This window comes from Belliella filtrata (assembly GCF_022549775.1).
In the GTDB taxonomy this organism is placed as follows: Bacteria; Bacteroidota; Bacteroidia; order Cytophagales; family Cyclobacteriaceae; genus Belliella; species Belliella filtrata.
In genome coordinates, this window is sequence record NZ_JAKZGP010000023.1 from 33,027 (window position 1) to 46,692 (window position 13,666).

At 38.2% G+C, this 13,666-nt stretch carries 9 protein-coding genes; 5 read left to right on the forward strand and 4 right to left on the reverse strand.

What is annotated here, in order from left to right; all coding sequences use genetic code 11:
* Nucleotides 1–228: 228 nt before the first annotated feature.
* A complete protein-coding gene (locus tag MM239_RS10400) occupies nucleotides 229–1,410 on the forward strand; it encodes an IS4 family transposase (RefSeq protein ID WP_394801502.1) in 1,182 nt (393 codons plus the stop codon).
* Between the two features lie 268 nt (nucleotides 1,411–1,678).
* Here the strand turns inward: MM239_RS10400 and MM239_RS10405 are convergent, their stop codons facing one another.
* The 4 genes from MM239_RS10405 to MM239_RS10420 all read right to left on the reverse strand — a co-directional run bounded on the left by MM239_RS10405 (nucleotide 1,679) and on the right by MM239_RS10420 (nucleotide 5,804).
* A complete protein-coding gene (locus MM239_RS10405; protein ID WP_241348155.1) occupies nucleotides 1,679–2,071 on the reverse strand; it encodes an HIT family protein in 393 nt (130 codons plus the stop codon).
* Nucleotides 2,072–2,121: 50 nt separating this feature from the next.
* Nucleotides 2,122–2,595, reverse strand: a complete 474-nt coding sequence (greA, locus tag MM239_RS10410) for a transcription elongation factor GreA (protein ID WP_241292667.1) — start codon at nucleotides 2,593–2,595, stop codon at nucleotides 2,122–2,124.
* 190 nt (nucleotides 2,596–2,785) lie between these two features.
* Nucleotides 2,786–3,733 (reverse strand): NAD(P)-dependent oxidoreductase, encoded by a 948-nt coding sequence (locus MM239_RS10415; RefSeq protein WP_241348156.1) that lies wholly within the window; start codon nucleotides 3,731–3,733, stop codon nucleotides 2,786–2,788.
* A gap of 205 nt (nucleotides 3,734–3,938) precedes the next feature.
* On the reverse strand, nucleotides 3,939–5,804 hold the full coding sequence (locus tag MM239_RS10420; protein WP_241348158.1) for a tetratricopeptide repeat-containing sensor histidine kinase: 1,866 nt from the start codon (nucleotides 5,802–5,804) through the stop codon (nucleotides 3,939–3,941).
* A 259-nt stretch (nucleotides 5,805–6,063) separates the two neighbouring features.
* Between MM239_RS10420 and MM239_RS10425 the strand changes: the two genes are divergently transcribed.
* Genes MM239_RS10425 through MM239_RS10440 form a run of 4 tightly spaced genes read left to right on the forward strand, consistent with a single transcriptional unit; the run spans nucleotide 6,064 to nucleotide 13,666 of the window.
* Nucleotides 6,064–6,297, forward strand: a complete 234-nt coding sequence (locus MM239_RS10425; protein ID WP_241348161.1) for a bacteriocin — start codon at nucleotides 6,064–6,066, stop codon at nucleotides 6,295–6,297.
* Between the two features lie 55 nt (nucleotides 6,298–6,352).
* Complete coding sequence (locus MM239_RS10430) at nucleotides 6,353–7,534, forward strand: HlyD family secretion protein (RefSeq protein ID WP_241348163.1); 1,182 nt, start codon at nucleotides 6,353–6,355, stop codon at nucleotides 7,532–7,534.
* Between the two features lie 4 nt (nucleotides 7,535–7,538).
* Nucleotides 7,539–9,743, forward strand: coding sequence for a peptidase domain-containing ABC transporter (locus MM239_RS10435; protein WP_241348165.1), 2,205 nt, complete (start codon nucleotides 7,539–7,541; stop codon nucleotides 9,741–9,743).
* A gap of 26 nt (nucleotides 9,744–9,769) precedes the next feature.
* The gene (locus MM239_RS10440) at nucleotides 9,770–13,666 is read left to right on the forward strand and encodes a T9SS type B sorting domain-containing protein (protein WP_241348166.1); all 3,897 of its coding nucleotides are present in this window, start codon (nucleotides 9,770–9,772) and stop codon (nucleotides 13,664–13,666) included.

Sequence of the window (13,666 nt, forward strand, 5' to 3'; positions counted from 1 at the left end):
CAATTTAAAATAAAAGCCTAAAGGAAGCTAAAAAATCTTGAAATCAAGAAAGATGTCACGAAGACACTAAAAGTAAGATGCAAGACACCCCTCCTTCTTGTTAATACTAAAGATTAAAGATTGAACATACTTGGTACTTAATCAATAGCGTCCTAAATAAAATATGAGAGGTCTGAATTTTTGCCCAAAATGTGTATTTTGGGTTTGCACCAAAAACAAAGACCTCTCATGTGTAATATTACATTGTTTTCTCAGATTATAAAAAAGATTGACCGTTCAATTTTCAAAAAACTGGTTAAAGATAAGCAGACAGATAAGGGTTGTAAAGGTTTTGATAGCTGGACACATCTAGTATCAATGCTTTTCTGTCATTTTGCAAAAAGCACATCGGTAAGAGATATATCCAATGGTCTTCGTTCAGCTACGGGGAACCTAAACCATCTTGGGATTTCAAAGGCTCCTTCCAAGTCAAGTATCAGCTATCAGAACAATCGGAGAGATGCTGATCTTTTTAAAGACCTATATTATTCTCTTATAGGAAGTTTAGGACAGCAGGCATCACTCAGGCGTGTCAAACTTAAAATCAAGGTTCCAGTATATCTTTTGGATGCAACGGTCATAAGCCTATGCCTTTCTGTCTTTGACTGGGCCACTTTCCGCACTAAAAAGGGCGCTGTCAAAATGCATACCCTGTTAGATTATGATGGGAAACTCCCTGTTTATGTGAATATTACAGAAGGAAGCGTAGCGGATAATAAAGGTGCTTACAATATACCTTTGGAAAAAGGTTCGGTTATCGTCGCAGACAGATACTACAATGACTTTCCGATGCTAAACGTTTGGGACAGCAAAGGGGTATTCTTTGTCATAAGGCATAAGGACAACTTGGCTTACACCGTGATCAGCGAACGGGAACTGCCGGAAAAAATGGCACAGCATGTTCTAATTGACCAAGAAATAGAACTGACAAACCCACAATCCAAGACCAAGTACCCTAAAAAACTCAGAAGAGTGGCAGTCTGGGACGAGAAAAACAAACAGACCATAGAAATCATTACCAACAACTTCAATTGGGCAGCACAGACAATCGGAGACCTTTATAAATCAAGGTGGGAAATTGAAGTATTTTTCAGAGATATTAAGCAGCTACTCCACATTAAGACATTCATTGGTACTTCAAAAAACGCAGTAATGATACAGATATGGACTGCCTTGATTACAATTTTATTGTTAAAAGCAATGAAAGCAACTGCAAAATACGGATGGCATCTATCAAACCTGGTAGCATTTATCAGACTGAATATTTTCGTCAAAATTGAATTACAAAATTGGCTGGACAGACCTTTTGAAGATCATGACAAACCCCCAAAATATAACCCACAGGGGATTCTTTTTCCAGATTATAAATAAATCACTTCACAATTGCCTCTAACCTAAAATTCTTAAAGAAGAAAAAATTATTTAGGACAGCATTGGTACTTAATATATTGTTCTTTCTCAATACTTTGAACTACACTAGGTATTTCTGATATTTTGTTTGCCACGAAGGCACTAAAGTAAGATGCAAGACTCAAGATACAAGAAAGAAATCCACTTCTTGTCTATACCTAAAATTATAGTTGAACATACTTGTTATATGGCACAACTTTCTTGGCACATTATACATTCACTCGTCTAATCAAAATCCTTTCCTTATCTGATCAGCGATCTCTTTGAGTTCTTCTGAACTTAGTTTCAGTTTGGGACGAGTAAAATTGATATCATCCATAGTTCTTAGAGGTACCAAGTGAACATGTACATGAGGTACTTCAAGTCCTATGACTGCGACACCTACACGGGTGCATTTGATGGTTTTGTCTATAGCATTGGCTACTTTTTTTGCAAAAACATGTAATCCTGCCAAGACATTGTCTTCTAAGTTAAAAATATAATCTACCTCCTGCTTCGGTACTACAAGGACATGGCCTTTGACCAAAGGCATGATATCTAAAAAAGCGATATATTGATCATCTTCTGCGATGATCTCTGCGGGTATTTCCCTGTTGATGATTTTTGTGAATATTGATGCCATAGTTCAAAAATAAAAAATCCCGAAGGTAAACCATCGGGAAAGTAAAATTATTAATAAGTGATTTCCAATACTTCAAATTCCAACACACCTGCAGGCGCATTGATCTGTGCAATCTCACCCACCGATTTTCCATTCAATCCTTTTCCAAAAGGAGAAGCTAGGGATATTTTACCAGCTTTAAGATCTGCTTCTTCTTCAGATACAAGTGTGTAGGTCACGGTCATGCCATTTTTGACATTTTTGATCTTCACGGTAGACAGGATACCTACTTTGGATGCATCCATCATGGCACTATCCATTACCCTAGCATTTCCAACTACAGCTTCAAGTTTTGCTATTTTCAATTCCAAAAGGCCTTGTGCATCTTTTGCTGCATCATACTCTGCATTTTCACTCAAGTCACCTTTGTCTCTTGCTTCAGCAATTTGCTTGGCAATATCTTGACGACCTCTGGTCTTAAGGTCTTGAAGTTCATCCTTCAATTTTTTTAGTCCTTCTTCTGTATAATATTGTACTTTTCCCATGCTTTTTATTTTTTATCTATGGCTATGAAAAACAAAAGAACGGTCTCAAAACTGAAACCGTTTCTCTTATGCTATTGCGATATGTTGGATGCAAAGATATAAAGATTGAAGTGAGAATGCAATTTTATTCAACAAATCATACTTTCGCTTTACGCTTTGCACCTGTTCGTGTGTGCTCTTAACTGAAACCTTAATACTCTTGTTTGAAAATACCAAGCTTGATCTTGTGTAATAATACTTGATTTATTTTTTCATAAGATTGAAATGTCCATCCAGCTACATGAGGACTGAACAAGACATTCTCTCTTTTGGAGAGTTGCATAAAGGTTTCTTTTTGATTTGGAGAAAATGCCTTAAACTTTTCATTTTCTAGGACATCCAGAACAGCTCCTTTTAAAACACCTTCTTCTAAGGCTTCGTTGAGCACATCGAAACTGATCACTTCTCCTCTGGCAGTATTGATAAGGTATATTGGCTTCGAAAATTTCCTCAATATATCAAGGGTAAAATAGTTCCTAGTCTCTTTTGTCAGCGGTACGTGAATACTCAATACATCTGCCTCTTCTTGTATCATTTCAAAACTTGCTTCATTTACCAAGTTATTACCAAACCCAGTTTTATATTTGTCATATGCCAGTATTTTGACATCAAAACCCTGGAGCTTCCTAGCAAATGCTTGCCCCATAAAGCCAAAACCAAAAATTCCAACTGTCTTACCAGAAAGCTCTTCCCCCCTATTTCCTTCTCTATCCCATATACCCCTTCGGACTTCACTATCAGCCTTTGTGACATGGTTGAACAATGCCAGTAAGCTACCGATTGCATGCTCTCCTACTGCATCACGATTGCCTTCTGGTGCATTGAATAACTGAATACCTCTTTCTTCTAAATATTCTAAATCTATCTGATCCAACCCTGCTCCTGCCCTGCCTATAAATTCAAGGCAACTTGCCTTTTCGAGAAGCTCTCTATCCATGGGAGTTTTTGACCGGATGATCAGTCCTGCATATTGATCTACCATATCCATAATCTCACTTCTGGTAATCTTCGGATTATAATCCACCAAAAATCCTTCTTGGGTTAACAAAGGGATGATTGAAGGATGCATTTCATCGATGATCAAAACTCTCTTTTGCATTGATATTTTCTAATTAATGTATTTCTAAATGTTAAAAATAGCACTTTTAGAACAACCAACCACTAAAATAAAGCTTTATCAACATATCACTAATCCAAGCACTGGTATTTCAAGAGCTTTCCCAAATCTAATCAGAAGACAAATAATTTGTCTTACAATTCACTTACTGCTGATCAAGTTGATTTGATTCACAAATAGAAGAATTTTAAAATACCAATGTGATTTTGGTACCAGTACCTATTTCACTTTGAATATTCATTTCTCCTCCGTTCTTTGCAACATAACCTCTACAAAGTGCTAAACCAAGGCCTGTTCCTCTTTCATTATTTGTCCCAAAGCTAGAGATAAGATCGTTGTTTTGTAATTTGGAAAGTGTAAGGCTATCCATTCCTACACCAGAATCTGTAATCTGAATACAGGCTTTACTATTTTCAGTAAATGCCTTACAGGAAATAACGCCTCCTTCAGGTGTGAATTTTATGGCATTTGACAGCAAGTTTCTGATGGAGATTTGAATCATTTGCCTATCAGCTAAAAGAAAAAGATCTTTTTCAACTTGAACCTTAATCTGCTGATCTTTTCTATCTACAGCATACTGAAGTGAGTTTACTACTTCTTTGAATAACTCATCGAGTCTAAACTTTACCAAATTGAGCGATTCTCCTTCTTTTTGGCTCAATGCCCAGTGGAGCAAATTTTCTAAGGTGATTTTTGCCCTTTTGATCTCAGAGCTTAATTGCGGCATGATTTCTATCAAATCCTCTTCACTCAATTGTTTTTCATTGATCAACTCTGCCACAGTAACCAATGAATTCACAGGACCACTCAAATCATGTCCTATGATACTGAAGATTTGATGCTGATGTGCATTCATTTTCTTCAAATTTTTAGCAAGCTTTTTTACTTCCTTGTTTTTCTGAAGTAAAATTTGATTCCTTTTCTTTGAGCTTTTCAAGCTTTTGGACACGACCACATACAGCAACACAAGTGTAGTGATAAGAATAGCAAGGAGTAGGATGATGAATAGCTTTTGCTGATTGCTTTTCTCCTTGTTTCTCAATTCAAGATCAAAAAGCTCCTTTTCACGCTCTATGATTTTGCTACCTTCCAATCGGGCTATTTCTAATGTTTGCTCATTTTTCCTCAAAGAATCTCTATATTCATGATGCATTTTAAAATTATACAAGGCACTTTCAATGTCTCCTATATCCTCTTGAAGAGATGAGATTGTCCTATAAGCATCTGACATGTTATGGATCGAACCAGATTTAACTGCATTAGAAAGAGACTTTTCAGCATACCCGAGTGCTTTATGAGGGTTTCCAGTAACCACATAATATTTGATTTGACTCGTGTAAGCATATGAAAGTGATTCGAAATCTGAGGTTTTTTCTGCTACTTCAAGTCCCTTATCAAAGTACTTTTTGACAGAATCTAGTTGTCCATTAGCACCAAAATTATTCCCTAAATTCAGATATGCATTGGAGAGATATTCGTACTCCTCGGTCTGCTCTAGGTCATGGATAGCATCATAAAAAATTGGAAGCGCTTCCTCGAATGAATTTATCATATTGATAGCCAATGCTTTGTTCAATTTATAATTAGCCATTTGGACATTATCACCCAAGTCTTTGGCAATATCAATAGCTTCTTGGTGGTACTTGAGTGCTAGTTGATAATCCCTCTCTCTATAATAAACCAATCCAATATTGTTGCTGGTACTTGCCGAAGAGCTTAATAGTTTTTCACGATCAAAGATCTCTTTGGCTTTGAGGTAATACTCAATCGCCTTTCCGTGAATCGATTTCTGATAATGATAAACACCTAGATGTGTATAACTCTTTGCAATACCATTTGGATAATTCAAATCTTGACTTGTCTTTAAGTTGACATTTGCATAGATATATAATGAATCTGGATAGCTTCCTCTTATCTCAAAAGCATGGTCATGAAGTGCATCAATCTCTGCTACGGTCTTAGGCGATTTTTGAATATTAGAAATCTCTGGTTCCTTGAGATTTAGGGTTTGTTGATAAAATGTAAACGAACAGATTACCATTATAGGAAGCAAGAACATGTGCGGGTGGGTGATGAAACTGGGTAATGAAATTGGGAATCAGTAAGCTAAAGTAAAACATTTGAGTCAAAATCCACTCAAAAACAAACGATTATTGTCACAAGAAATCATAATCGATATGTTTATGCCCGCTCATTTTTATGGACTGTAATCCAATCAGGCAATCAACTTCGTAAATCCCATTAACCACAAACTAACAGGGCGATCCGAAAACCTGAAATAGAGTAGGAAAAACCAACTAAATCTAATCATCATGAAATTCCAAGAATTAACTTCAGAAGAATTGAAATCAGTAAATGGAGGATTATTAGGTGGCCTTTTGGGACTAAATAGCCGTGGATCTTCTTCTTCACAATCTTCGCTTATTGGAAATGTAGGTATCAACCTCAGCTTATCTTCTACTTCAAGAGACGGTGAGCAATCATCTTTAAACTTAGGACTGAACCTAAGCGACATCGGTATGTTTGGAAGTACAAGCAGCAAGTAATCACCCATTCACCCATAGCTAGCAGTGAATACCGCTAGCTAAAATTTTTAAACCTATGAAAAAGAACCACAACGACATATTTCCTCCAGAAATACTTGAGGGTACTACAAGCTACTACTTCAAAAGGTATGATTCAAAATCCATTATCTTGTATCAGGTAGTTCTTGTACTATTGATTTCCATATTCATTGGCATATTCATTATCAAAGTTGATGTCAATGTCCAAGGTGTCGGAATGATCAAATCAATAGAAAACAGAAATCAATTACGGTCAATTGTAACAGGTAACATAGATTCTGTATTTGTCTCAGAAAACTCTCGGATAAAAAAGGGACAAAAAATCTTCTCAGTAAAAACCAATATTTTGGATGAACAGTCCGGAAACACTAAAAAACTTGTTGCTGAGTATCAGTCTCAAATGAATGATTTGAGTTTTCTGATCTCCAAAACTAATAAATACGACTGGGAAAATATTCCCAGGCTATCTAATCCAAACTTCCAGCAGGAAGCAAACTTCTTTTTTCAGAAGCTAAATGATATCAAGGAGCAATTTGAGCTATCAAAAAAAGAGTTCAAACGATCCGAATCCCTTTATGAGTCTGGCGCTATAGCAGAAGCAGAGTTTGACAGGTATAAACAAGCCTACGAGAGTGCCAAAAACACCGTACTTGCTTCATACTCTCAGCAAGCGGCATACTGGCAAGCCAATTTAAATCAAATCAGACTCTTGCTTCAAGACCTTCAATCAAAAAATGCGCAGATAGATGAGGAGATCAAATTCTACACCGTAGAATCACCGATTGATGGATTCATTCAAGATATCAGGCAGTTGTATCCAGGGGCAAGTGTAGCGGCAGGCGAAACCTTAGCTGAAATCACACCCGATGGCGCATTGATAGCGGAAGTCTATGTCGAACCAAAGGATATTGGTTTTATCAATCCAAATACCCCTGTCAAATTTCAGGTAGATGCTTTCAACTACAACGAGTGGGGATTTTTAGATGGAAAAATTGAGTCCATTTCCAATGATGTATTCATCCAACCTGACGGAAAGCCATATTTCAAAATCAGGTGCGAGCTTCCCAAGGAAGAGATGAAGTTGAAAAATGGTTATACTGGTCAGCTACTAAAAGGCATGACTGTACAAGCAAGATTTAGTTTTACAAGAAGGAGAATCGTCAACTTGTTTTTTGATAAAGTAGATGATTGGGTCAATCCAAATTTAGCCAGCAAGTAAGCCTATGTTCCTATTCAATAGTTTTAAAAATAGAGATTTCAAAAGAACTGAAATCCAACAGCACGATTTGACGGATTGTGGAGCTGCTTGTTTAGCTGCAGTATCAGCTTATTACAAACTAGAGGTTCCAATAGCCAAAATCAGGCAAATCGCCTACACAGATCAAAAGGGCACTAACCTCCTTGGTATGATCGAAGCGGCCAAACAGCTTGGTTTTGATGCCAAAGGTGTAAAGGTGAATGATGATCAGATTGCAGAATTGCCTGGACCTTGCATTGCTCACGTAGTTGTCAGAGGCAGATTGCACCACTATGTAGTCATACTCAAAACAACAGAAAAAGAAGTCACTATGATGGATCCTGCTCATGGCAAGATACAAACAGTGAGCGTAGAGAGCTTTTTCACGATTTGGACTAATGTGGTTCTGCTCCTTGAGCCTGGTGAAAGTTTTGAGGAAAAAAATGAAAAATACAGCGTATCCAAAAGGTTTTGGTTTTTACTCAAGCCATACACATTTATATTCACACAAATTCTAATAGGTTCAGTGTTCGCTGTAATATTGGGACTTGCAACTTCACTGTACATTCAAAAAATCATCGATAATGTCATCCCCAATGATAATGGGAACTTGCTGAACTTGATGGGTGTATTGATGATTTGCATCATTCTATTTAGTGCAATCCTTGGTCATTTCAAGGGGATATTAACCCTGCAAACTGGACAAAAGATAGATGCCAAACTGATCTTAGGCTATTACAAGCATTTGCTCAATCTCCCCCAGCGATTCTTCGATAATATGCGAACCGGAGAAATTATCTCAAGGATCAATGATGCTGTAAAAATCAGGGCTTTTATCAATGATGTAATCGTAGGTTTTGTGGTTAATATTTTTGTATTGATTTTCTCTTTTACATTGATGTTTATCTTCTATTGGAAGCTGGCGCTATTGATGCTAGTGGTCATCCCTTTGTACATTGTTATTTACATTTTCTCAAACAAGATCAATAAGAAAACACAGAGAGAACTCATGGAGAATTCCGCAGACTTGGAAGCGCAACTGGTAGAGTCACTCAATGCTGTTAGTACTATCAAGCGCTTTGGGGTGGAAGATTATACCAATATCAAGACAGAAGGTAGGTTTATCAACTTGTTAAAATCGATCTATGAGTCAGGGTCCAACTCCATTTGGATTGGTAACTTGAGTGGACTTGTGACATCAATCTTCACCGTTGCCTTACTTTGGATGGGAACTTCATTTGTATTGCAGAATGAACTGACAGCTGGTGAATTACTTTCTTTTTATGCCATTATGGGGTATTTCACTGGACCCGTAGCATCATTTATCAGTATGAACAAGACCATCCAGGACTCTTTGATTGCTGCTGACAGGCTATTTGAGATTATGGATATTGAGACTGACGATAATGAGGGCAAAGTTCAATTGGATGAAAGCCAAATAGGCAATATCACTTTCAAAGATGTAGTATTCAGCTATGGATCTAGAAATCAGGTATTCAATGGGCTCGACCTTGAAATAGAAACTGGTAAGTTCACAGCCATCATTGGTCAATCAGGATCTGGAAAATCTACCCTAACATCTATCATCCAAAAGGTATACCCTATCACTTCCGGAAGGGTGTACATTGGCAAACAAAACCTCGATTACATCCACAGTGGTTCACTCAAAAAGGTAATCGGAGTAGTACCACAGCAAATTCACCTTTTCGCAGGAAATATAGTCGAAAATATTGCTGTAGGGGATTTCAATCCAGACATGGACCGGGTGCTTAGCATCTGTCAAGATTTAGGAATTTTGACATTTATTGAAGCTTTACCACAAGGCTTCAAAACATATATAGGTGAAAATGGTGTTAGTCTATCTGGTGGTCAGCGCCAGCGACTCGCTATTGCTAGAGCATTGTATAAAGACCCAAGCATTTTGATCTTTGATGAAGCTACTTCAGCCTTGGACTCTGAATCCGAAGCATTCACCCTTAGGACCCTTCACAACCTCAAAGATCAAGGAAAAACAGTCATAATGATCGCTCACAGGTTATCATCTGTGGTAGGTGCTGATCAGATTCTTGTGATGGATCAAGGTCAACTGATTGAATCAGGAGCCCATGAACAACTGATGGAAGACAAAGGAGTATACCACGAAATGTGGAAAAAACAAATGCCTGATTATAAACTGGAAGACAACAGTTGATTGCCTCATGCTAAACTACTTCAAGAATGAACCACTTGACCAAATACCTTTTCTTGTTCTTCCTATTGATCACTCCTTTGTGGTCACATGCTCAATTTGATAGGGAATTTGCTAGAGACATTCTCGTCCAAGAAAGTGCAAATAACATATTAAATGCCATAGATGAAGACCTAAACACCTTTGCTCGAATCAACTCAAGCACTGGACTAGCACTAGGAATAGGAGCTAGTACTGGAGTGCTGGAATTGGGTTTCCCAAATGTGCTTCCCGCCAATACACTGGTATTTATAAAAATAGATTTCGATATCATTATATTAGAAAATCTTCTTGGAGGTACTTCTGGGGGACTGGGAAGTAGCCTACTTGATAATGGGTTGTTTGGAAATCACACTTTGCAAGTTCAAGCTAGAAATGGAAATCAAGTTGTACTTTCAGGTTCGACTGAAAACCCAGAAGACTTTGCAGGGGACAATCTCCGCATAGTTGTAGACCAAGAAAGAAACTTTTATATACAAATCCGACCACAACAGGAATTTCAAAGCATTAGGCTGACGGACAGAATCAGTGCCCTTTTGGGGCTTGGCAACACCGCTTCTACTGATATATTTGGTGCGTTTATCATCCCTCCAGACCATGATTGCATCACATCAGCTTTTACAGGTATCAATTTACAAAACTTCAACCTTTCCAACTTGCTTGGAGTACAGCCTGCATTTGATGTAGAAAATATTTTACAAATAGGCACCACTTCACACTCAGAACTAAACCTCACATCCAACAATTCGGATGCAATAATTGAACAGTTTGTAACCCTATCTAAAACTTCTGAGGGAAACACAACATTCGAATTAACCTTTAAATTTAGTGACCAAAACATTGGAACGGCTGACCTTCAAAGAGTCTCGATAAGAGGCTTTGAGGTGAACAGTTTGAGGTATGAAGAAAACCTTTCTGATTTGATTTCGGAGGAAGCTATTGATTTATTACAAAATGGAGAATATGCATCAGTACCATTTGTAGTAAATAACTCAGTAGATAGGTTATCTGTTTCCTATGCAAGAGGGGATGCTGGTCTAGTCGAACTTCCTGCACTTCAACTTGCTCATATAGTACTCAGCATCAGCCCACCCGAAATTTCTCCCGAACTACTCCCTATTTTGGTTTGTACAAGAGAAACAGCATCCTTGACAGCCAACGTACCAGACGGCTTGCTCCTTAGATGGTATGAAGTAGAGACAGAAGGTATTCCTTTAGCCGAAAACCCAAGTGCTGTTCCATTTGTAACCGAGGAGATCACTGATACAAAAACATATTATGTGTCTGCCTATGATCCTGTCTGCGACTTAGAATCGAAAAGATTACCTATAGAAATCAATGTTCAGGAGGCACTTGATGAAGTAACATTGACTATCACTGGAAATGAGCAAAACATTTGTGCCGGAGATGATGTAACCCTCACTCCTACTTTTACATCTGGCTTCCCTGATGATCAGGCAGAAGTTTCTTTCTCTTGGTTTTTTGATGAAGACCAAATCAACGAAATCAATCATAATGCTACATTTGACGGTGCGATTTTTACAATTGCAGAGAATGGAGAACTTACGATAAGTAATATAAACCCTAGTACAAGCCTAGAAATGCTATACTTAGTGGTGACAATCGACAACAATTGCGAATCTTTGCAGCAAACATTCACAACAGAGCTGACATTTTCCGCCGATTGTACACGTTTCTCTATCGAGAAAACTGTAGATCAACCCGAAGCTGAAGCTGGCGAGACAGTCACTTTTTCAATCAGCGTTACAAATGATGGAACACTGCCTATCACAAATCTTGTGATCACAGATGTACTTTCAAATTTGGTAACTTACATAGCTTCATCAAGTACAGTGCAACTGCTTGGCAACAATACTATCAATTGGAATATCAATTCTTTGGCTGTAAAGCAATCCATTACATTGACCATCACCGTGAGACTTGCTGATGATATTCCAGTGAACACCATTATCCCAAACACTGCCACTGGTCAAATTCAATCTGATTCAGAAATCATCAGTTCAAATACGGTAGAGGTTCTTGTGATTGGAAATGATGATGGAGACGGAGAAAATCCTATCGAGAATGAAAACACCACATTAGCCATTTCCAAATTACTGATAGATGAAGGAGAAATCAATGTCGGTTCCATTCTTAACTATGAAATCACAATAACCAATACTGGTGAAGCTCCTGCATTGAACATTAACATCTTAGACATTCTTCCAGCAGAGTTGACTGCCATAGCTGCAAGTGAGGGTGGTGATATTGATGGGCAAAATATCAATTGGAATTTGGAAACTTTAGCTCCTGGAGACGCTAGAACCTATACCATTCAAGCAATGGTGCAAGATGGTGCTACACAAGTCTCTAATACCGCACAGGTCTCTGGAGATAATTTTGACACACAATCTGATCAAACTCCGCCCGTGCCTGTAGTAGGTGATGATGGAGACGGAGAAAATCCCATCGAGGATGAAAAAACCACATTAGCCATTTCCAAATTACTGACAGATGAAGGAGAAATCAATGTCGGTTCCATTCTTAACTATGAAATCACAATAACCAATAATGGTGAAACTCCTGCATTGAACATGAACATCTTAGACATTCTTCCAGCAGAGTTGACTGCCATAGCTGCAAGTGAGGGTGGTGATATTGATGGGCAAAATATCAATTGGAATTTGCAAACTTTAGCTCCTGGAGATGCTAGAACCTATACCATTCAAGCAATGGTGCAAGATGGTGCAACACAAGTCTCTAATACCGCACAGGTGTCTGGAGATAATTTTGACACACAATCTGATCAAACTCCGCCCGTGCCTGTAGTAGGTGATGATGGAGACGGAGAAAATCCCATCGAGGATGAAAAAACCACATTAGCCATTTCCAAATTACTGACAGATGAAGGAGAAATCAATGTTGGTTCCATTCTTAATTATGAAATCACAATAACCAATACTGGTGAAACTCCTGCATTGAACATGAACATCTTAGACATTCTTCCAGCAGAGTTGACTGCCATAGCTGCAAGTGAGGGTGGGGATATTGATGGGCAAAATATCAATTGGAATTTGGAAACTTTAGCTCCCGGAGATGCTAGAACCTATACCATTCAAGCAATGGTACAAGATGGTGCTACCCAAGTCTCTAATACCGCACAGGTGTCTGGAGATAATTTTGACACACAATCTGATCAAACTCAGCCTGTACCTGTAGTAGGTGATGATGGAGAAGGAGACATCAACTTGTCTTTAGAAATGCTCAAAACGGTCTCCCAGCCCAACGTTCAAATAGATCAAGTGTTTACTTACCAGATAGAGATGCTCAACACTGGAGATAATATTGGTTCCGAATCAAATTTGATCGTAATTGACACTTTACCAGAGGCAGTAATTTTTGAGAGAATCCTAAGTGGCGCGACCCAAGTAGAATTCGACCAAGCTACCCAGACGCTTCGATGGAGTATACCAAGTTTGGCAAGTGGAGAAAGTACTTCAATATCATTTGAAGTGAGGGCTGCTCAAGCTTCCCCTTCAGTTGTAAATACCGCATTTTTGATAGACAATAGCAGCACTATTCCTACGGTAATAACAACTTCTAGTGTGGCTCATGACCAGTTAGAATATAAAATAGCAAATATCGTCACGCCAAATGGTGATGGCCGAAATGATACTTGGAAAACCCAAGGATTAGATAGCTTTCTAGCATCTTGGGAAGTTTTGATCTTCAACAGGTACGGAATTGAACTCTACAGATCAGCCAATTACGAAAATGATTGGGCTGGTGATGGATTGAATGCGGGCACATATTTCTATCAAATCAAAGGGAGAAAGCCTGATGGCCAAGAGGTGATTTTGAATGGATACATTACATTAATCAAATGA